The organism is Streptomyces spinoverrucosus (genome assembly GCF_015712165.1).
Taxonomy (GTDB): Bacteria; Actinomycetota; Actinomycetes; order Streptomycetales; family Streptomycetaceae; genus Streptomyces; species Streptomyces spinoverrucosus_A.
This window is the reverse complement of sequence record NZ_JADPZX010000002.1, coordinates 390844-411413: the sequence shown is the minus strand read 5'-3', so window position 1 is coordinate 411413 and position 20570 is coordinate 390844. Positions and strand designations below refer to the sequence as shown.

General features: G+C 71.4%; 16 protein-coding genes and 2 pseudogenes. 8 read left to right on the top strand and 10 right to left on the bottom strand.

Features of this window, described 5'->3' with window-relative positions; genetic code table 11:
* Nucleotides 1-15: 15 nt before the first annotated feature.
* Complete coding sequence (locus I2W78_RS37155) at nucleotides 16-1281, bottom strand: SWF or SNF family helicase (protein WP_196465139.1); 1266 nt, start codon at nucleotides 1279-1281, stop codon at nucleotides 16-18.
* Nucleotides 1278-4139, bottom strand: a complete 2862-nt coding sequence (locus I2W78_RS37150) for a DEAD/DEAH box helicase (protein WP_196465138.1) — start codon at nucleotides 4137-4139, stop codon at nucleotides 1278-1280. The genes I2W78_RS37155 and I2W78_RS37150 overlap by 4 nt, the downstream gene beginning before the upstream one ends.
* A 241-nt stretch (nucleotides 4140-4380) precedes the next feature.
* On the opposite strand from I2W78_RS37150, the gene I2W78_RS37145 reads away from it, so the two are divergent.
* Entirely contained in the window at nucleotides 4381-4560 is a 180-nt protein-coding gene (locus tag I2W78_RS37145; protein ID WP_196465137.1) for a hypothetical protein, read from the top strand.
* A 4-nt stretch (nucleotides 4561-4564) separates the two neighbouring features.
* Here I2W78_RS37145 and I2W78_RS37140 read toward each other — a convergent pair whose 3' ends face one another.
* The 4 genes and pseudogenes from I2W78_RS37140 to I2W78_RS37125 all read right to left on the bottom strand — a co-directional run bounded on the left by I2W78_RS37140 (nucleotide 4565) and on the right by I2W78_RS37125 (nucleotide 8182).
* Nucleotides 4565-5956 (bottom strand): tannase/feruloyl esterase family alpha/beta hydrolase, encoded by a 1392-nt coding sequence (locus tag I2W78_RS37140; RefSeq protein WP_196465136.1) that lies wholly within the window; start codon nucleotides 5954-5956, stop codon nucleotides 4565-4567.
* 218 nt (nucleotides 5957-6174) lie between these two features.
* Nucleotides 6175-6999, bottom strand: coding sequence for a hypothetical protein (locus I2W78_RS37135; RefSeq protein ID WP_196465135.1), 825 nt, complete (start codon nucleotides 6997-6999; stop codon nucleotides 6175-6177).
* Between the two features lie 171 nt (nucleotides 7000-7170).
* Nucleotides 7171-7466: pseudogene (locus tag I2W78_RS37130) on the bottom strand (hypothetical protein).
* Nucleotides 7467-7582: 116 nt separating this feature from the next.
* On the bottom strand, nucleotides 7583-8182 hold the full coding sequence (locus I2W78_RS37125) for a class I SAM-dependent methyltransferase (protein ID WP_196465134.1): 600 nt from the start codon (nucleotides 8180-8182) through the stop codon (nucleotides 7583-7585).
* Nucleotides 8183-8334: 152 nt separating this feature from the next.
* On the opposite strand from I2W78_RS37125, the gene I2W78_RS37120 reads away from it, so the two are divergent.
* From I2W78_RS37120 to I2W78_RS37100, 5 genes are all read left to right on the top strand, one after another.
* Complete coding sequence (locus tag I2W78_RS37120; protein ID WP_171107573.1) at nucleotides 8335-9108, top strand: MHYT domain-containing protein; 774 nt, start codon at nucleotides 8335-8337, stop codon at nucleotides 9106-9108.
* A gap of 47 nt (nucleotides 9109-9155) precedes the next feature.
* Nucleotides 9156-11669, top strand: a complete 2514-nt coding sequence (locus I2W78_RS37115; RefSeq protein WP_196465133.1) for a sensor histidine kinase — start codon at nucleotides 9156-9158, stop codon at nucleotides 11667-11669.
* Nucleotides 11666-12103: a roadblock/LC7 domain-containing protein gene (locus I2W78_RS37110; RefSeq protein WP_196465132.1), complete on the top strand. Its 438-nt coding sequence runs from the start codon at nucleotides 11666-11668 to the stop codon at nucleotides 12101-12103. Before I2W78_RS37115 ends, I2W78_RS37110 begins: the two co-directional genes overlap by 4 nt.
* Nucleotides 12104-12125: 22 nt before the next feature.
* Nucleotides 12126-12539, top strand: a complete 414-nt coding sequence (locus tag I2W78_RS37105) for a DUF742 domain-containing protein (protein WP_196465131.1) — start codon at nucleotides 12126-12128, stop codon at nucleotides 12537-12539.
* A 237-nt stretch (nucleotides 12540-12776) separates the two neighbouring features.
* On the top strand, nucleotides 12777-13382 hold the full coding sequence (locus I2W78_RS37100) for a GTP-binding protein (protein ID WP_196465130.1): 606 nt from the start codon (nucleotides 12777-12779) through the stop codon (nucleotides 13380-13382).
* 16 nt (nucleotides 13383-13398) lie between these two features.
* Here I2W78_RS37100 and I2W78_RS37095 read toward each other — a convergent pair whose 3' ends face one another.
* The gene (locus tag I2W78_RS37095; protein ID WP_196465129.1) at nucleotides 13399-13827 is read right to left on the bottom strand and encodes a PPOX class F420-dependent oxidoreductase; all 429 of its coding nucleotides are present in this window, start codon (nucleotides 13825-13827) and stop codon (nucleotides 13399-13401) included.
* A gap of 94 nt (nucleotides 13828-13921) precedes the next feature.
* On the opposite strand from I2W78_RS37095, the gene I2W78_RS37090 reads away from it, so the two are divergent.
* Nucleotides 13922-14332 (top strand): roadblock/LC7 domain-containing protein, encoded by a 411-nt coding sequence (locus tag I2W78_RS37090; protein ID WP_196465128.1) that lies wholly within the window; start codon nucleotides 13922-13924, stop codon nucleotides 14330-14332.
* A gap of 85 nt (nucleotides 14333-14417) precedes the next feature.
* Here the strand turns inward: I2W78_RS37090 and I2W78_RS37085 are convergent, their stop codons facing one another.
* Complete coding sequence (locus I2W78_RS37085; protein ID WP_196460104.1) at nucleotides 14418-15662, bottom strand: IS110 family transposase; 1245 nt, start codon at nucleotides 15660-15662, stop codon at nucleotides 14418-14420.
* 429 nt (nucleotides 15663-16091) lie between these two features.
* On the opposite strand from I2W78_RS37085, the pseudogene I2W78_RS37080 reads away from it, so the two are divergent.
* A pseudogene (locus tag I2W78_RS37080) lies at nucleotides 16092-17085 on the top strand (DUF6397 family protein).
* Nucleotides 17086-17115: 30 nt separating this feature from the next.
* On the opposite strand, the gene I2W78_RS37075 reads toward I2W78_RS37080, so the two are convergent.
* Both I2W78_RS37075 and I2W78_RS37070 read right to left on the bottom strand, forming a co-directional pair.
* The gene (locus I2W78_RS37075) at nucleotides 17116-17982 is read right to left on the bottom strand and encodes an acyl-CoA thioesterase (RefSeq protein WP_196465127.1); all 867 of its coding nucleotides are present in this window, start codon (nucleotides 17980-17982) and stop codon (nucleotides 17116-17118) included.
* 19 nt (nucleotides 17983-18001) lie between these two features.
* Entirely contained in the window at nucleotides 18002-20515 is a 2514-nt protein-coding gene (locus tag I2W78_RS37070; RefSeq protein WP_196465126.1) for a DEAD/DEAH box helicase, read from the bottom strand.
* Nucleotides 20516-20570: the final 55 nt, after the last annotated feature.

The window sequence follows — 20570 nt, the reverse complement described above, 5'->3', positions numbered from 1 at the left end:
ACCGTCGACGCCGGTTCAGCAGATCTCCTCCCCACGTGCGGCCTCCGCCGCGGCCAGCGCCGTCGCCGGGTCCTGGTCCCCGCCTGCCACGGGCACCCAGCGGTCGCCTGCCTTCCGATACGGCCACCAGCGACCGTCGCGCCCCAGGCGCAGCTGGCTCGCCGCGCCGACGACCGTCCACCGGTTGGCCCGCGCGCTCAGTGCCGGCCGCTCCTCGTTGTCCCAGGCCGCTTCCAGGGCGGCACGCGCGCGTGCGAGGGTCTCGCCCTCGACCGCCCACTCCTCTTCGAGCACGGACAGCCCGGCGACGCCGCCGTACTGCCACGCCTGCACCGCCAACGCGAGTTCGGCCGTGCCGCGACCGGACCCCTCGGCGAGCCGGTCGGCCAGGGCCCCTGCGGGAGCCCCCGCGGCCAGCCGTACGGCGTCCTGGGCCACCGTCAGCTCCTCCTGCCCAACGCCGCCCCGCAGCGCCTCGGACAGCAGACGGTGCGCGGCCACCGCCGTTCTGGCAGCCAGGAACTCCAGGGCGGCCGGTTCGACTCCGGGCGCGGGCCTGGCGTCGGTGTCCAGGGACGGCGGCAGCCCGGGCTCCGCCGGGGGCTCGGGCGGGGCGGGCAGCGGGGGCAGGATGTCCCCGGCCGCGTACGCCGCCACGGCGTCCACTCCCTCCGCCTCGGCCGGCCCTTCGGCGGCTTCTTCCGCGGGCGCCGCGCTGCGGGTCTGCAGGTCGTCCAGCAGGGCGCGTTCACCGCGCCCGCGCAACAGCAGCAGGACGAACGGATCCTCGTCCAGCAGGCGGGCCACCTGATAGCACAGAGCCGCCGTGTGCCCGCAGTGGTCCCAGGCGCCACAGTCGCACGTGGGCTCCAGATCGCCCATGCCCGGCAGCAGTTCGACACCGGCCGTCGCCGCGTCCTCCACGAGGTGCGGTGGCATGTCGCGGTCGAGCAGCGCCGCGACATGCCCAGCCCGCTCGACCGCCATCGCCAGGAAGCGGTCCCATTGCTCGGCCGACAGCTCCTCCAGCAGCACATCGGCCCGCTGTGCCGTACCGTCCCGGTCCTGCACCACCGCGGTGATCCGCCCCGGCCGCACCGACACCGCGCCCACGGCACCCGCGCGCGCGAGCCGACGGCCCGTCTTCACTTGCTGCGTGTCCAGCGCCGCGTCCTCCAGGGCCTTCAGCCAGGCCCGGCCCCACCAGGTGAGCGCGAAACCCCTCCCGTGCGCGGGCGGCAGCGCGGCGAACGTCCGCTCTGTCTCGTCGTACTGATTCATCGCGTCGCCCCTCGCAGCTCCACCAGATCGGCAAGTTCCGCGTCCGTCAGCTCCGTCAGCGCGGCCTCGCCGGAGCCCAGCACCGCGTCGGCCAGCTCCCGCTTGCGGTGCAGCATCTCGGCGATACGGTCCTCGATGGTTCCCTCGGCGATCAGCCGGTGCACCTGCACGGGCCGGTCCTGGCCGATGCGGTACGCGCGGTCCGTCGCCTGCGCCTCGACGGCGGGGTTCCACCAGCGGTCGTAGTGCACGACATGCTCGGCCCGCGTGAGATTCAGGCCTGTCCCCGCCGCCTTCAATGACAGCAGGAACACGGGGACCACACCGTCCTGGAAGCGCCGCACCATCGCCTCGCGCTCGGGGACGGGTGTCCCGCCGTGCAGGAACTGCGAGGACACCCCCCGGTCCGCCAGATGCCGCTCGATCAGCCGGGCCATGCCCACGTACTGCGTGAAGACCAGAACGCTCGCCCCCTCGGAGAGGATCGTGTCGAGCAACTCGTCGAGCAGCTCGAGCTTCCCGGAGCGCCCCACGATCCTCGGCCGCTCCTCCTTGAGGTACTGCGCCGGGTGGTTGCAGATCTGCTTCAGACCGGTCAGCAGCTTCACGATCAGTCCGCGCCGGGACATGCTGTCGGCGTCCGCGATCTCCGCGAGCGTCTCGCGCACCACGGCCTCGTACAGCCCCGCCTGTTCCGTGGTGAGCGACACCGCCCGATCGGTCTCGGTCTTCGGGGGCAGCTCGGGCGCGATGCCCGGATCCGACTTGCGGCGCCGCAGCAGAAACGGTCGTACGAGCCGGGTGAGCCGCTCCGCCGCGGTCGGGTCCTGGCCGCCCTCGACGGCCTGCGCGTACCGGGTGCGGAACGTGCCGAGGCGACCGAGCAGCCCAGGGGTGGTCCAGTCGAGGATCGCCCACAGCTCCGAGAGGTTGTTCTCGACCGGCGTGCCGGTCAGGGCCACACGCGCGCGTGCGCCGATGGAACGCAGCGCCCGCGCGGTCGCCGAGTACGGGTTCTTCACATGCTGGGCCTCGTCCGCCACCACCAGACCCCACGGCACCTCGGCCAGCCGCCGCGCGTCCAGCCGCATCGTGCCGTACGTCGTGAGGACGAACTCCCCGTCGGCCACGCCCGCCAGGTCGCGCCGTGAGCCGTGGAAGCGGCGCACCGGTGTGCCGGGCGCGAACTTCTCGATCTCGCGCTGCCAGTTGCCCATCAGGGACGTCGGACAGACCACGAGGGTCGGACCGGCGGCCGACGCGTCCGTCTGCCGGTGCAGATGCAGGGCGATCAGGGTGATCGTCTTGCCGAGTCCCATGTCGTCGGCGAGACAGCAGCCGAGCCCCAGGGACGTCGTCCGGGCCAGCCAGGACAGGCCGCGCCGCTGGTAGTCGCGCAGTTCGGCGGCGAGCGCGGAGGGCTGTTCGACCGGTTCCTGCGCCTCCGGGTCCGCCAGCCGCTCCCGCAGCGCCGCCAGCCAGCCGGTCGGCTCCACCTCGACCCGACGGCCGTCGACCTCCGTCGAGCCCGTCAGGGCGGCGCCGAGCGCGTCGAGAGGGGTGAGCTTGCGGTCCTGCTGCCCGCGGGCGCGGCGCACCTCCTGAGGGTCGATCAGCACCCATTGGTCACGCAGCCGCACCACAGGGCGATTCGCCTCGGCAAGCCGGTCCAGCTCCTCGCGCGTGAGCCGCTGGTCGCCCAGCGCGAACCGCCAGTTGAACGCGAGCAGCGCGTCCGCCGACAGGAACGACGGCGCGTCCGAGGAGAGCTTCGCGGGCACCTTCTCGTCGTCCGCTGGACCGACGACCGCGCGGGCGGTCAGTTCGCGGGCCAGCTCCCTTGGCCAGTGCACGTCGACACCGGCGCCGGCAAGGGCCGCGGAGCCGTCGCCGAGGAGCTCAGTGGTCTCCTCGTCGGCGAGTTCGACGACGTCCGGCACGGCGGCCGACAGCAGGGGAGTGAGTGCGGGCCAGGCCCGGGCCGCGCGCCTGAGGGCGAGCAGCGCGTCCATCCGCGCGCGCGGGCCGAAGGCCCGGCTGGTGGCGTCCGTCCCGGCCCACACCTCGGCGGCGTCCGCGACGAGCGAGGGGTCGTTGACGCTGTGCACCTGGAGCACGGCCCGGAAGGTCAGCGACGTGTCGTCGCCCGCCGAGGCGAGACCGGGTACTTCGATCCGCAGCGAGATCCGTACGCCCGCGTCGTGGCCCGCGGCCACATCGGCGGCCCACGCACGCTGCTCGGGCAGGTGCTGCGGCTCCTGTCCGGCGAAGGCGGGGCCGCCCGTCACGAGCGACGCGGCGGGGGAGCGGGGCAGCGTGTCGGCGACCGCGTCCAGGAAGGCCCGCAGCAGGCGCTCCGGCTCGGGCAGCCGCAGCGGCCCGGTGCCGTCCAGCGGTACGGCGTGCGCCTCGGGCGGCATCGCGGCGGCGAGCCGACGGACGCTCTCGATGTCCTCGGCGCGCAGCGGTCCCGCACGCCAGGCGTCGTGATCGCCGGGGGACAGGCCGGGCAACAGCAGCCCCCGGGCCACGAACTGCAGGCCCAGCACGGCCGCCGCGCCCCAGAACACGGTCGCCCGGTGTCCGTCGTGGGCAGCACGCGCGCGCGTGAGGACGGGCAGTGCCGCGCGGACGGGCAGCAGGACGGCCCGCACGTCGACCAGCTCCACGCCGTCGCCGCCGGGCAGCACGACGCCCAGCTCCTCGACGGTGCCGCCGTTCACGACCGGCGGGTCAGCACCGTCGGGGCGCCAGAAGGCCACGCGGCCGGCCCGGGCCGGGTCGCCGGGCACGTACACGGCACAGCAGTGAGCCGGTTCGGAGATTTGGGAGGGGGTTGCCGTGGGAATCCTCTGCACAGAGATGGCCACATTCCTCAAATTTGACTACTTGGGTCAAGGTCGCCGAGGGTACAGCACCCTTTTGAAAAACCCGGCACGCTGGAGCCGTGACCTCGATCACTCGTTGTCTCAGGGGCGGCTCGGGGTCGAGCATCAGGGATGTCTCAGGGTGCATCTCGGGGGCGCGGTCGGAACCGCCGGAAACGCGGGCCCGTTTTCAGAACAGAGAGCGGCAGTGGCCGCGAAGGAGGCGACACACATGTCGAAGAACGCGAAGATCGCCGCAGGAGGTGTGGCGGTCGGGCTCATCCTGTTGATCTGGCTGCCGTGGTGGGCGCTGCTCATAGTGCTGGGCGTCCCGGCCGCCGCGTATCTCGCGCTGGACCCGTCGCAGCGCCGCAGGCTGCGCCGGGTCACGCGCAAGGAAATCGGCCGCTGACGCTCTACCGAACCGGAGCGGCCCCACCGTCCAGCGCACACGAGTCGACCACATCCCCGCCCGCAGGCCGGTCCACGGTCCGGTCCGCGGGCGGCCGGGTCCCTCGCTCCACCCACGCGACCAGCGCGTCGAAGGCCGATCGATAGCAGGGCAGGATCGGCCGCAGCCGGTCGGGATGGGTGTCGTACAGCCCGTCGACATGCGTGCCGCCCTGCACCGTGTAGTAGCGGTGCAGCGGCCCTCGCCCCCGAGCGTCGACCATGCGCGCGTACACGTCGGAGTCCGCGGCCTTGGGCAGCAGCGTGTCCATGTCCCCGTGCAGCGTGATCAGGGGCTTGCCGATGCGCCCGGTCAGCGCCACCCGGGCCACGGCGCGATGGACCGAGGCCGGTCGCGAGGCGTAGTCGTAGGTTGCGTCGGACCCGCAGGGTGCCAGGATCTCTTCGGGCGTGGTCCCGGCAGAGGGTCCGGGGCAGTCGGGGTCGTACGCCGGGTCGAACTCCGCGCGATACGTCTTCTGAGTGACACCCCAGTACGCCTTCTCGTGGTACGGCCACAGGAACTCCGAGCCACGCGCGAAGCCCACGGCGTACATGTCCTCGTCCGACGCCGAGCCATACGTCCGCGCCACCGCCGTGGGCAGGGAGGTGAGCAGATTCGGGCCGTCCGCCGTCCAGAGGGCGCCCTCCCAGTCCACCCCGCCGTCGTACAACTCCGGGTGGTTCTCCAGCTGCCAGCGCGTCAGATAACCGCCGTTGGAGATGCCGGTCATGTAGGTGCGGCGCGGGGCGTGCCCGTAACGCTGGGCCACGACCTTGCGGGCCGCGCGGGTGAGCTGGGTGGTCCGCGCGTTCCACTCGGCGACCGCGTCCCCGGGCCGGTCGCCGTCGCGGTAGAAGTCGGCGCCGGTGTTGCCCTTGTCGGTCGCGGCGTACGCGTAGCCCTGGGCCAGCACCCGGTCGGAGATCGCCTTGTCCGTCGCGTACTGCCTGCGGGTGCCCGGTGCCCCGGTGACGACGAGGCCCCCGTTCCAGCGGTCCGGCAACCGGATCACGAACTGCGCGTCGTGCCGCCAGCCGTGCGTGGCGTTGGACCTCGACGAGTCAGGGAAGTAGCCGTCGATCTGCACGCCCGGCACCCCGGACGGGGTACGGGTGGCCTGGGCCGTCAGCCCCGCCTGGTCGGTCAGGTCGGTGTGGGGCGTACCGGCGAGGCCCGCGGTGGTCAGATCGTCGAGACAGACTGTCTGCTGGAACGCCGCGCCCGGCACCCGCACGCGGTCCTGACGCGCACAGTGGGCAGCGCCGATTCCCTCGGCGGCGGCCGGGGTCGGCCCCGTGAGGGCCGCGGCCAGCAGAGCGGCGGTGAGCAGGGGGACGCCGGGGGACGGACGCATGCGGGCCTCCAGGGCGATACGACAGGGCACGGCGCGGGGCCGAGCCGAGGGCTGCCCCATCGTGTGGCGGGCGCTGCGTGTCTTCCATGGAGTGGCACCACATGCCGTACAGCCGACGCATAGGGGGCCGACACAGGTCGTGAGTCCCTTGTTCCTCAAGGGACCACATAGTTCGGCACGACGTCCGGATCAGGAGGCCCAGTGACCGTCGGCCCGCCTCAGCTCGGCCGCACCGCCATCTTGTCGAGCGCCTCCAGCAAGCCCGGCAGCTTGGGGCCCCGGCCCACCGGCAGAACCTCGCCCGGCTTCTCGTCGAGCAGCACGAACGCCATGTCGTCGGTCCGCGCCACCAGCGACCAGCCCGGCCCGTCCGCACGCAGCGTCCGGGCGTCGCCCGGCGCGAACGACGACCTGACGCGACCCAGGGGCGGCGGCGTCTCCACGTACGCGTGGGCCTCCGCGAGGACACGCCGGACCACACTGCGCTCCGGGCCCACCTCCGCGTCCCCGGTCGGCTCGGAGTCGGCCTTGGGGCGCGCCAAGTCCTCGTCGTTCACCTGCTCCCGCCACAACGTCCACTGCACCGCTATCTCGTCCGCTCCCAGTCGGCGCTGGGCCGATCCCCAGCCGGTGGTGTCCGGCGGCGACAGCGGCGGGCAGCCCGCCACCTCGGGATCCGGATCGTGCGGCGCGGGCACCCCTGGAGCCGCGACGGCGACCGCCAGCGGCCAGCCCGGCAGGGCGGCGACCACGGAGCGCTCGTCCGGCGACAGGTCGTACTCCATGCCGCAGTCCCAGGAGGCGATGGCGACCGCGACCAGCGACACGTCGTCGGTGACGACCGTCCACCGCGCGCCCTCGCCGTCCTGCCCGAGCACCAGGCCGTACCCGTCGGCCAGGGGCGCGAGACCCAGCGCCGAACAGGCCTCCGGGTAGTCGTCGCCCAGCACGCTCGGGAACTGCGCCGGCGTCAGCAGCACCGCCGTGAGCACATAGAGCGCGTCGTCCGCGGCGGCGACGGCTTCCTCTTCCGTCCCAGCCATCCCAGCCTCCCCAGGGGTTCCTCCAACGGCGCGCACCCTAGTGCGACCGGAAGCCCCTTGTCACGACTCCGTGGACCACCCGGACCTGCGGTTGTCGGACAGGACGGAGCCGAGAGGACCACCGCCTGTCCGGTCGAATGCGGTCGAAGCGGCCACCCCGTCGCCCGCGCCTCAGGCCGTCGGCAACCCCAGCAGAGTGCGCGCCACAGTCCTCGGTGACTCGTCGCGCTCCCGCGCCAGCGCGATGACGGCCCGGCACGCCAGCTCGTTCACCCGAACGACAACGCCTCCGGAGACACCCACCCCGCCGCCTCGTCGATGCGCTCCTGATCGTCCTCCGCGCACGCCGACACGTACGCGGCGGCGGCTTCGAACAGGTTGTGCGGACGCCGGTCCGGACCGGCCTTCCGCTCCACGCGCGCGGCAGCACGGAACCCGGCCCAGACCTTGCGAACCCTGTCGAACACAGTGATCACCCTCCCCCTCGTCGCTTCTCTCGCCGATCGCTCACCCGCTGCTACTCAACGTAGAGTTGGAGCTGCGGCGGCAGAAGGGGGAAGGCGCGGTGAAGCACCGGGACCGGTCAGCTGTCCCGGACGGCCAGGGCGAGGAAGCGGTCGTCCTCGTCGACGTATGACGTCAGGGTCCACCCCGAACCGGCAAGCAGCGGCCGGAGGTTGGGCTCCGCGCGCAGGTCGTCCGCGGTGATCTGCCGTCCCTGGCGGGCGGCGAGCGCCGCGCGGCCGATCGGATGGAAGAGGGCGAGCCCGCCGCGGGGGCGCACCACGCGCGCCAACTCCCGCAGGTTCTCCGCCGGGTTGGACAGATGGGCGATCAGACCGGCCGCGAAGACCGCGTCGAGCGAATCCGAGCGCAGCGGCAGCGCCGCCACGTCCGCAAGCAGCAACTGCCCGTCACGGTCCCGTCCGGCCCGTACGGCGGCCTGCAGCATGGCGGGGGTCAGATCGGCCCCTAGGACCACTCCAGAGGCGCCCACGGCCGCACGCAGCGGCGGCAGGGCACGCCCGGTGCCACAGCCGGCGTCGAGGACGCGATCGCCCTCCCGCAGGCCGAGCTCGGCGACCGCGGCCGCGTAGGCGGGGCCGTCGTCGGGGAACCGGCTGTCCCAGTCGGCCGCGCGGGCCGTGAAGAACTCCTGGACGTGCGTACGGTCGTCGCTCATGTTCGGCATGATCCCTCACTGGCACGGAGGACGCCCCGGCGCACATGTTCGAGCGGGACGCGATCGTTCAGGTACATATCTGCGTCATATTCCAGCACCTTTCGAAATGCGCCCCCTTTGTGCTCCCGTGCCCCGGCTAGCGTCCCGGGGCCATGGGACACCTGGACCACGCCGCCTTCGGCTGGCTGACCCCCGTACTGTCGTACGTCATGGCCTGCACAGGCGCCGCACTGGGCCTGCGCTGCACGGTCCGCGCGCTGGGCGCCACCGGCCGCTCGCGTCGCAACTGGCTGATCACAGCCGCATCGGCCATCGGCACCGGCATCTGGACCATGCACTTCGTGGCCATGCTCGGCTTCAGCGTCAGCGGCACCGAGATCCGCTACGACGTACCGCTCACCGTCCTCAGCCTCCTCGTGGCCATGATCGTCGTCTGCGCCGGCGTCTTCGCGGTCGGCTACGGCCGAGACCGGGCCCGCGCGCTGCTCCTCGGCGGCCTCACCACCGGGCTGGGCGTCGCGAGCATGCACTACCTGGGCATGGCGGCGGTACGCCTGCACGGTGACGTGACGTACGACCCGATGCGTGTCGCCCTCTCGGTCGTGATCGCCGTCGTCGCGGCGACCGCGGCCCTGTGGGCGGCGCTCAACATCAAGTCGCCCGTCGCGGTCACCGTCGCCTCCCTCGTCATGGGTGTGGCCGTGAGCAGCATGCACTACACCGGGATGTTCGCGGTGCGCGTGCAGGTCACGCCCTCCGGCGAGGTCCTGCCCGGGGCCACGGCGATGCAGTTCGTCTTCCCCCTCGCCGTCGGCCTCGGGTCCTATCTCTTCCTGACCTCCGCCTTCGTGGCGCTGTCGCCGACGGCGGGGGAGCGTGAGGCATCAGCATCGGCCCAGCGGCCCGTCGAGAGCGCCGCGCACTGACGGCGCCGCACCGGCACGCCCCCGAACCCCTTCCGAGCGAGGAGGCCATGCGTACACCCCGTAGGAACCCCGGCACAGGCGCCGAGGCGCCGTCCCCACCCCCCGCGCGCGGCCGCCGCGCCCACGCCGGACCACCGGCCGACGAAGGCCCGCAGGACACGTCGGGCGCGGATACGACAGAGGGACCCACGCGCGCGGGGCAGCACTGGCACATCCGTCCGCGCACCGTGCGCGCCAAGATCGTCTGCCTGCTGATGGTGCCCGTCGTGTCGCTGCTGGCCCTGTGGGCGTACGCCACTGTCAGCACCGTCCAGGACATCGCCAGGCTGCGGCAGTTGCAGCGCGTGGACTCCGACGTCCGCGCTCCCGTAGCGGCCACCGTGGCCGCACTCCAGGCCGAGCGGGTCGCCGCCGTACGGCACGCCACCGAACCCTCCACCGAGGCCGGCGCCGACCTTGAGCGCCTCGCCGAAAGCACGGACCGGGCGGTGGCGAAACTGCGGCTCGGCGACCGCAACACCGTCGCCGACGGACAGGAACTGCCCGCGGGAGTCGCCCAGCGGCTGGAAACCTTCGTCACCGGCACCGAGCGACTGCGGTCGCTGCGGACCGACGTACTGGACCGACGCGCCGGATGGGACGAGGCGTACGAGCGGTACACGAAGACCATCTCCACGGCCTTCGGCGTGGGCGGCGCCCTCACCGGTATCCAGGACGCCGAACTCGGCTCCGACGCACGCGTACTGCTGGAGTTCTCCCGCGCGGGAGAGGCCCTGGCCCAGGAGGACGTACTGCTGTCGAGCGCGCGCCTCGCGGGTGGCCTCGACGGCGAGCGGCTGCGGCTGTTCACCGGCGCGGTCGACACCCGTCGGGCCATCACCGAGGCCGCCGTCACCGACCTGCGCGGCGACGAGCGCGCCGCCTGGCGGAACCTCGCCGAGGGCGGCGACTACGCCGCCGTGGTCTCCATCGAGGACAAGGTCCTGACCGGCCGCCCGGGATCCGGGGCGATCAAGGCCGCGCCCGAAACAGCCTGGGACCCCGCACACGCGCGCGTGCAGGGCGGCATACGCGCCATCGAGCAGAACGCCGCCCAGGGGGTGGCCGACCGGGCCGACCCGTTCACCCGAGGTCTGCTCACCCCGGCGGGCGCCGCCGTTCTGCTCGGCCTGGCCGCCGTCGCCGCGTCCCTTGTCATCTCCGTACGCATCGGACGCGGCCTCGTCGTCGAACTGGTCAGCCTGCGCAACGGCGCCCTCGAGATCGCCCGCCGCAAACTCCCCGAAGCCATGCGGAAACTGCGCGCGGGCGAGGAGATCGACGTGCGGGCCGAGGCCCCGCCCGGGCCGCCCGCCGAGGACGAGGTCGGCCAGGTCGCCGAAGCTCTCGGCACCGTGCACCGGGCCGCGCTGCGCGCCGCCGTGGAGCGTGCCGAACTCGCCAGCGGAATCTCCGGCGTCTTCGTCAACCTCGCCCGCCGCAGCCAGATCCTCGTCCACCGCCAGCTGAGCCTCCTGGACAGCATGGAACGCCGCTCCGACGATCCGAACGAACTGAGCGACCTGTTCCGGCTCGACCACCTCACCACCCGGATGCGGCGCCACGCAGAGAGCCTGATCATCCTCTCCGGCGCGGCCCCCGGCCGAGCCTGGCGCATGCCGGTCTCCCTGACCAACGTGGTCCGCGCGGCCGTCTCCGAAATCGAGGACTACGCGCGCGTGGAGGTACGACAGCTCCCCGAAGCCCTCGTCATCGGCGCCGCCGTCGCCGACCTCACCCATCTGCTGGCCGAGCTCGTCGAGAACGCCGCCCAGTTCTCGCCCCCGCACACGCGCGTACGCGTCACCGGGGAGCCCGTCGGTAACGGATACGCCATCGAGGTCGAGGACCGCGGCCTGGGCATGGGCAAGGAGACCCTCGCCGAAGCCAACCGCCGTATCGTCCAGTCCGAAACTCTCGACCTGTTCGACAGCGACCGGCTCGGCCTCTTCGTCGTCAGCAGGCTCGCGGCACGCCACGACATCAAGGTGCACCTGCGCACCTCCCCCTACGGCGGCACCACCGCGGTCGTCCTGCTGCCCACCGCCCTGCTGCACAGTGGCGTGCCGGAACGTTCCCGCGACAAGGCGGCGGACCCGGAACACGAGTACGCGCGCGTGCCCGGCGGCCCCCTCCCTCAGGAGGCCGTCCCCACCCCAGGCGACCGGCCCGCCCTGGTGGCCCCCGTCCCGGCCGCCACGCAGGCCGGCCCCGAAACCCCGCCTCCCGGAGTCGCCACCTTGCGCCTGCACCGTCCTGTCGAACCTGCCGAAGGCTCAGAAGACCTGCCCCGTCGGGTACGACAGGCCAGCCTCGCACCCCAACTGCGCGAGCGGCGCCCCGCGGACACGGCGCAGCCGTCCGCCCCCCGGAACGACGACCAGCGCACCCCCGAACTCGTACGCGACCGCATGGCGGCCTACCGCGCCGGATGGGCGCGCGGCGGCGGCCGCCAACCCGGCCGCGGCGCCACCCCCGACCCCGCAGACGGCAGTGACAGCAGTGAAGGAGCCCCGGCATGATCCAGGACCCCGGCATGAGAGCGGCCCAGCGGTCCGGCGAACTCGACTGGCTGCTGGACGACTTGGTGCTGCGCGTGAACGAGGTACGGCACGCCGTGGTGCTCTCCACCGACGGACTCGCCGTGGGCGCCTCGACCGGCCTCGGCCGTGAGGACGCCGAACACCTCGCCGCCGTCGCCTCCGGCTTCCACAGCCTGGCCAAGGGCGCCGGCCGGCACTTCGGCGCCGGCGGCGTGCGCCAGACCATGGTGGAGATGGACGACGCGTTCCTGTTCGTGGCTGCCGCCGGCGACGGCTCCTGCCTGGCCGTCCTCACCGCCGTCACCGCCGACATAGGCCTGGTGGCGTACGAGATGGCACGGCTGGTCAAGCGCGTCGGCGAGCACCTGTACACGGCGCCGCGCATGAGCGCGCGGCCGCCGGCCGCCGGATGAGGCGAGAAGGCGGTCCGTACAGATGACCGAGGACATCAAGGGCGGCCCGCACGAGCAGGGCAGCCAGTGGTACGACGGCGAGGCCGGCCCACTCGTCCGGCCCTACGCCATGACGGGCGGCCGCACCAAACCCGGCCCCACCGGGGTGCGCTTCGACCTCATCGCCCTGGTCACCCTCGACCCGGGCGCGCCCCAACTCGATGGCGACCCCATGCTCGGCCCCGAGCACCGGGCCCTCATCGACCTGTGCCGGATCGAAACCCAGTCGGTCGCCGAACTCGCCGCGGGCGCAGACCTCCCCGTCGGCGTCGTCCGGGTACTCCTCGGCGACCTCCTGGAACTCGGCTGCGTCACGGTCAGTCGTCCCGTACCCCCCGCACAGCTGCCCGACGAACGGATTCTGCGCGAGGTCATCGACGGACTGCGGGCGCTGTAGATGAACGTTCACGACACCCCGCGCGTAGACCGACGACTTGCGCCGGATTGTGGGCCCGAAACAGACCCGAGTCGGTCACATCGGACAAAGAGCGGTCCCATCACCCTTGGGGGACGGGCCGTTGTCATGATGCTGACTTCGCACACGTGCACCGAAGCCGTGCGCGGACGCCGTGCCCGGGCGTGGCACGCGCGTACCGACGTCGACCCTTGCCGGCACTCCCGAGAGAAGTGATCGATGGTCTCCGAGACGTCCGACGCCACCGAGGGCGAGACCACCGCCCTGGCGTTGAAGATACTGGTCGCCGGCGGATTCGGCGTGGGCAAGACCACCCTGGTGGGCGCGGTCAGTGAGATCAGGCCGCTGCGCACCGAGGAACTGCTGAGCGAGGCCGGTCAGTTGGTGGACGACACCGACGGCGTGGACCGCAAGGTCACGACGACGGTCGCCATGGACTTCGGCCGCATCACCATCCGCTCCGGTCTCTCCCTCTACCTGTTCGGTACGCCGGGACAGGACCGCTTCTGGTTCCTCTGGGACGAGCTGTCGCAGGGAGCGCTGGGCGCGGTCGTCCTGGCCGACACCCGGCGCCTGGAGGACTGCTTCCCAGCGGTGGACTACTTCGAGCACCGGCACATCCCATTCGTGGTGGCCGTCAACTGCTTCGCCGGCGCCCGCACCTACGGCGCCCAGGACGTCTGCCGCGCCCTGGACCTTGACCAGGGAACGCCGGTCGTGCTCTGCGACGCGCGCGACAAGGACTCGGGGAAGGAGGTGCTGATCCGCCTCGTCGAGTACGCCGGACGGATGCACACCGCCCGGCTACTCGACTCCGTGAGCTGAACGATCCGGCGGGGCTTCAGCCGGCGACGGCCTTCTGTGCCAGGACCTTGTCGATCGTGACCCGGACCAGGAGTTCACCGGGCATGCCGTTGCGTTCCCCGAACTCCTCGGCGCGCTCCTCACCCATGTACCGAGCGCCGATACGGGTGGCCCACAGCCGGAGTTCGTCGAGATCCTCCGACAGCCGGGCCTGCCCCTGGAGGACAACGAAGTCGAACGGCGGACGGTCGTCGTCCACACAAAGGGCGACCCGCCCGTCCCGGGCCAGATTGCGCCCCTTCACGCTGCTCTTGCTGGTGTTGAACACCACCTCGTCCCCGTCGAGCAGGAACCAGATCGGCGCCACATGCGGGCTCCCGTCAGCCTTGACGGTCGACAGCTTTCCGGTGCGGGTGCCCTGTGAGACGAACGCCCGCCATTCCGTGTCGGTCATCTTCTGTGCCATGCCCCCATCCTCCTTGCCCGTCGGCCGGACGTGGGGAAGGCTGGCGGAGAGATCCTCCGGCCAGGGGGAGTCGTCACACGGGGAGACCGAACTCATGGTGCACAAGGGACTGGGCTGGCTACTGGACGACTTGACCGAGCGCGTGGAACACGTGCGGCACGCACTCGTCCTGTCCAACGACGGACTGGTGACAGGGGCGAGCACGGGGCTCAGGCGCGAGGACGCCGAGCACCTCGCCGCCGTCGCGTCCGGACTGCACAGCCTGGCCAAGGGATCGGGACGCCACTTCGGCGCCGGGCAGGTGCGTCAGACAATGGTGGAGTTCGACGACGCGGTGCTGTTCGTCACGGCGGCCGGCAGCGGCAGCTGTCTGTGCGTACTCAGCGCTGCCGAGGCCGACATCGGCCAGATCGCCTACGAGATGACACTGCTCGTCAACCGGGTCGGCGAACACCTCGGCGTCGATGCACGACAACCTGAGCGGTCTCCCTCCACAGACCTCTGACGCGTAAATAGGTCCAGGTCAGGGGTTGTTTGGGCAGGGCTGAGCGTCCGGTGGCCGCAGGGGCTGCCGGGCGGTCGTGGGGTGGTCAGGCTGTGGTTCCCAGCGGGTTGAGGGTGACGGTGTAGCCGAGCTGGTTGAGGGCGTTGATCGCGCGGCGGGTGGCGCGTTCGGGGTCGCGCTGGGTGAAGTAGGCGCCGCCGAGCTCGCGGTAGGTGACGTGGTCGGTGAGCATGTGCCAGATCGCGGTGATGATCGAGTGCTCGACGGCGACCAGGGCCCTGAGCGGGCCGCGGCGGGCGGTGAGCCGCTTGTAACGGGCTTGCAGGTAGGTGTCTTTGGTTCTCACCGCGCCGAACGCCGCGAGCCCGAGTGCTCCCTTCAGGTAGGGATTGCCGGGGCGGACCTTGGTGTTCTTGGTGCGGCCGGCGGACTCGTGGTGGCCGGGGCAGACCCCGGCCCAGGAGGCGAGGTGCCGGGCGGAGGCGAAGCGGGCCATGTCGCCGCCGGTCTCCGCGACGATCACCTCGGCGACCGCGCGGTTGATCCCGGGGATGGTGTCGAGCAGGTCGAGGGCGCCTCGAAAGGGGGCCATCGCCTCCTCGATCCGCGCATCCAGCTGCCCGACCGCATCCGTGAGCTGGTCGTAGTGGTCCAGGTGCAGCCGGACCAGGAAGGCATGATGGTCGCGGAAGCGGCCGGTCAGGGCCTCGGTGAGTTCGGGAATCTTGTTGCGGAGCTTGCGTTTGGCCAGCTCCGCGAGGGTCTGTGGTTCGCGTTCGCCCGAGACGAGAGCCTCCAGCATGGCCCGGCCGGAGACGCCCATGATGTCGGAGGCAACCGCGGCAAGTTTGATCCCGGTGTCCTCCAGCAGCTTCTCCAGGCGCTGGACGATCTGGCCGCGCTCGCGGGTGAGCTGGGTGCGGGCGCGGGTCAGGTCCCGCAGTTCACGCACGGGCTGGTCGGGCACGAACGACGGCCTGACCAGGCCGTGGGCGCCGAGCTGGGCCAGCCAGGCCGCATCGGAGACGTCGGTCTTGCGGCCGGGCAGGTTCTTGACCTGCCGGGCGTTGACCAGGATCACGGCCAAGTCCTCGGACAGCAGGTAGTAGAACGGTTTCCAGTAGTCGCTGGTTGCCTCGATCACCACCAGGGTGACCTCGGCGGCGAGCAGGTGATCCCGCAGCGCAAGGACCGCGTTCGTCGTCGAACCCCACGTCGTGGTCTCGGTGGTGAACGACCCCCGCCGTTTCGCAGTCGGCGTGCGAACGCACACCTTGGCGTCCTTCTTGCTGATGTCCACACCAGCGCAGCGTTCGTGCAGCACGTCCACAGCTCTGCTCCCTCCCAGCCGGCAACCGGTACACCGTTCCGGGAGGGCCAGGGCGAAACAGGAATTCTGACGCACGTGCTCACAGCAACACTCCACGGTTCCCGTGGACGGCCCTCAGTGCCACGCTGACCTGCGAGCTCACCGGCATCACAGAGACATCGGCTTCGGCCGGAACGAACCCCTCCAGCGTCCCGGACCGGCATCACCCCACGTCAGGGCAGACGGAAGCACCTTCGGCGCACGCCACGGGATTTACCACGCCCCCGGCGCGCACCAAAGGTGCGCTGGTTCGCTGACCTGCAGCTTTTGCAACCCCCGCGAAGTTATCCACAGGCTCACCACACGACCGGCCGAAGCGGCTACGGTGATGTGACCGCGAGCGCACAGAGCGTGAGCACACGACCACGACTCCACGGGGGAGACATCACCATGTCAGGCAACACCATCACAAAACCCGACGGCCTCGCGTACACGCCGAGCCGAGCCGCGCGCGAACTGGGGCTTAAGCGACGCGAGTTCGATCTCGCGGTCAACCTCGGGCGCATCCGCACGGTGCCCGACGAAGGCGGCGGAGGGCGCCGCGTCGCCCGCACCGAGATCGATCGGCTGCGCGCCGAGGACGGCTTTCCGGAGGCGCTCGTCGAACGGGTGCGGAGCGTGAGCACGGGCGAGGCCGCGGGCATCATGGGCGTGACCGGTGACCGGTTCACTCGCCTCGCTCGTGTGGGGCTGGTGGTGCCGGTGGCGTTCTATCTGAACCGCTATCGCACGCTCGTGTGGCTGTACCTGGCCGATGAAGTCCGCCAGTTCGCGGCCGACGAGCAGAACGCGCCGCTGGTGAAGGGGCGTGCGCTGCCCGGGGAGCTGCGGGCTCAGCTGGAGGACGGGCTGGATCTGCGCGCCCGCAACTGGCGGGGACGGCATCTGGGATTCCTGCTGCGCCGGGCCGGGGATCCGTGGGAGCGCGCCGGGGCCCTGGCCGCGCTGCTGGATCCCGTCCAGATCGCGGAAATCGTCAAGGATCCCTACGAGCGTGCCCATGTGAACCGGTTCCGGCCCGGACCGCCCACCCATGGCGCGCCCGGATCACCGGCGGTGGAGCGCGCCGAGAGGGATCATGACGGCCGACGACCCGGACGAGATCAGCTGGCTGCGGGCCGACCTCGCCCAGGCACTGGACGAAGCCCGGGCACACCGTCCGGCGCCGCGTCCGGCACCTCGCGGGCAGCACCGGGCAGAACTCGGACACGAGCACCGAGCGGAACGCCGGGCCGATCCCGGCCATGTGCACCCCGCGGAGCACCGGCCCGCAGCGCCCGCGTCGCAGCCGGCGCCCGCGGAGCATCCCGGCGCACAGGCACACGCACCTGCGCCGGAGCACCCCCGCGGCCTGCTGGGCTGGCTGCGCCGCAGAAGCTCCTGAAAACCCGTCCTCGTGCGACCGGCCCCTCGCCTACAGCGCCCTGAACAGCCCCTCTTGGACGACCGACACCAGCAGACGGCCCTCCAGGTCGTAGATGCGCCCGCGAGCGAGACCTCGCCCGCCGGTCGCGATCGGTGACTCCTGGTCGTACAGGAACCACTCATCCGCCCGGAACGGCCGGTGGAACCACATCGCGTGGTCCAACGACGCCATGTCGAAGCCGCGCGGACCCCACAGGGGCTCGACCGGGATGCGTACGGCGTCCAGCAGGGTCATGTCGCTGGCGTAGGTCAGGGCGCAGGTGTGCACCAGCGGGTCGTCGCCGAGTGGTCCGACCGCGCGCATCCACACGGCGCTGCGCGGCTCGGCGTCCTTGACCTCCTCGGGCGTCCAGCGCAGCCGGTCCACATAGCGGATGTCGAACGGCTGGCGCCGTGCCATCCGCTCCAACTGCTCGGGCAGCGCACCCAGATGCCCCCGGATCTCGTCGACGACCGTCGGCAAAGACTCCGGGTCCGGTACCTCGCGGGCCGGCGGCAGCTGGTGCTCGAAGCTCCCTTCCTCAGGCTTGTGAAAGGAGGCGGTGAGATTGAAGATCGTGCGGCCCTGCTGCACGGCCGTGACCCGGCGCGTCGTGAACGACCGCCCGTCCCGGACCCGTTCGACCTGGTACACGATCGGCACGCCCGGCCGTCCGGGGCGCAGGAAGTACGCGTGCAGCGAGTGCACCGGGCGGTCGCCCTCCGTGGTGCGCCCGGCGGCGACCAGCGCCTGGCCGGCCACCTGGCCGCCGAAGACCCGCTGCAGCGACTCCTGGGGGCTGCGGCCGCGGAATATGTTGACCTCGATCTGCTCCAGGTCGAGCAGGTCGACGAGCCTCTCGGCCGGGTTTGTCATGGGTGTCTGTCTCCTGTGCTCACAGCTGGCCGACGTCGGTGACGCGGACCACGGCACGGCCTTCGGCGTCGGAGGCCGCAAGGTCGATCTCGGCGCTGATGCCCCAGTCGTGATCGTCGTTGGGGTCGTCGAAGATCTGCCGGACGCGCCACAGCCCGTTCTCCGGCTCCTCCTCGATCAGCAGCAGCTTGGGGCCGCGGGCGTCGGGGCCGGTGCCGAGGTCGTCGTACTCGTCCCAGTACTTGTCCATCGCCTCGCCCCAGGCGTCGGCGTCCCAGCCGGACTCGGCGTCCAGTTCGCCCAGGTCCTCGACCTGGTCCAAGGCGGCGAGCTCCACTCGGCGGAACATGGCGTTGCGGACCAGGACCCGGAAGGCGCGCGTGTTGGTGGTGACCGGCTTGACCTCGTCGGCCCGCTCCTGTGCCTCCTCGGCGGTCATCTCCTCCGGGTTGGCGAGCTGCTCCCACTCGTCCAGCAGGCTGGAGTCGACCTGGCGCACCATCTCGCCGAGCCAGGCGATCAGGTCCTCCAGGTCCTCGGACTTGAGGTCGTCCGGGATGTTGTGGTCGAGGGCCTTGTAGGCGCTGGCGAGGTAGCGCAGCACGATGCCCTCGGTGCGGGCCAGCTCGTAGAAGGACACCAACTCGGTGAAGGACAGGGCCCGTTCGTACATGTCCCGGACGACGGACTTCGGCGACAGCGGATGGTCGCCGACCCAGGGGTGGCTCTTGCGGTACGTGTTGTACGCGTGGAAGAGCAGCTCTTCCAGCAGCTTCGGGTAGGTGATGTCCTGAAGGCGCTCCATGCGCTCCTCGTACTCGACGCCGTCCGCCTTCATCGCGGCCACGGCCTCGCCGCGCGCCTTGTTCTGCTGGGCGGCGAGGATCTGCCGCGGATCGTCCAGCGTGGACTCCACGACGGACACCATGTCCAGGGCGTACGACGGCGATTCGGGGTCCAGCAGCTCGAAGGCGGCGAGCGCGAAGGTCGACAGCGGCTGGTTGAGCGCGAAGTCCTGCTGAAGATCCACGGTGAGGCGGGCGATGCGGCCCTCTGCGTCCGGCTTGTCCAGTTTCTCGACGATGCCGCCGTCCAGCAGCGAACGGTAGATGGCGATCGCGCGCCGGATGTGCCGCAGCTGCTGCTTGCGCGGCTCGTGGTTGTCCTCCAGGAGGTGTCGCATGGCCTCGAAGGCATTGCCGGGCCGGGCGATCACGGACAGCAGCATCGTGTGGGTGACACGGAAGCGGGACGTCAGTGGCTCCGGCTCGGAGGCGATGAGCTTCTCGAAGGTGTCCTCGCTCCAGGCGACAAAGCCCTCCGGCGCCTTCTTGCGGACGACCTTTCGGCGCTTCTTCGGGTCGTCGCCCGCCTTGGCCAGCGCCTTCTCGTTCTCGATGACGTGCTCGGGAGCCTGGGCGACCACGAAACCCGCCGTGTCGAAGCCCGCGCGCCCGGCGCGTCCGGCGATCTGGTGGAACTCACGTGCCCGCAGCGTGCGCACCCGACTGCCGTCGTACTTGGTCAGCGCGGTGAACAGCACGGTGCGGATGGGCACGTTGACGCCGACGCCCAGGGTGTCCGTGCCGCAGATGACCTTCAGCAGACCGGCCTGGGCGAGCTTCTCCACCAGGCGGCGGTACTTGGGCAGCATGCCGGCGTGGTGCACGCCGATGCCGTGCCGGACGTAACGGGAGAGGTTGCGGCCGAACTTGGTGGTGAAGCGGAAGTTGCCGATCAGCTCCGCGATCTGGTCCTTCTCCTCACGCGAGCACATGTTGATGCTCATCAGCGCCTGCGCCCGCTCCACCGCCTGCGCCTGCGTGAAGTGCACGATGTAGACGGGGGCCTGCTTGGTCTCCAGCAGCTCGGTCAGCGTCTCCGTGAGAGGGGTGCGCCGGTATTCGTAGGAGAGCGGCACCGGACGCGTCGCCGAGCGAACCACCGAGGTCGGGCGGCCGGTACGTCGCGTGAGGTCCTTTTCGAACATCGAGACGTCGCCGAGGGTGGCCGACATGAGGACGAACTGCGCCTGTGGCAGTTCGAGCAGCGGGATCTGCCAGGCCCAGCCGCGGTCCGACTCCGCGTAGAAGTGGAACTCGTCCATGACGACCTGGCCGACGTCCGCGTTCTTGCCGTCGCGCAGCGCGATCGAGGCCAGCACCTCGGCGGTACAGCAGATGACCGGGGCGTCGGCGTTGACGGAGGCGTCGCCGGTGAGCATGCCGACGTTCTCGGTGCCGAACAGCTTGCACAGCTCGAAGAACTTCTCCGAGACCAGCGCCTTGATCGGAGCCGTGTAGAAGGTGACCTCGTCCCGGGCCAGCGCGGCGAAGTGGGCGCCCGCGGCGATCATGCTCTTGCCGGAGCCGGTGGGCGTCGACACGATCACGTTCGCGCCGGAGACCGCCTCGATCAGCGCCTCCTCCTGGTGGGGGTAGAGCGTGAGACCGCGATCCTGCGCCCACGACTCGAAGGCTTCGTAGAGGGCGTCGGGGTCGGCGGTCTGCGGCAGCTGATCGATGAGGGTCACGCCCCCATCTTGCCTGGCCTCCTGGCCGATGCGGGAATCGGATGCCCGCACGAAG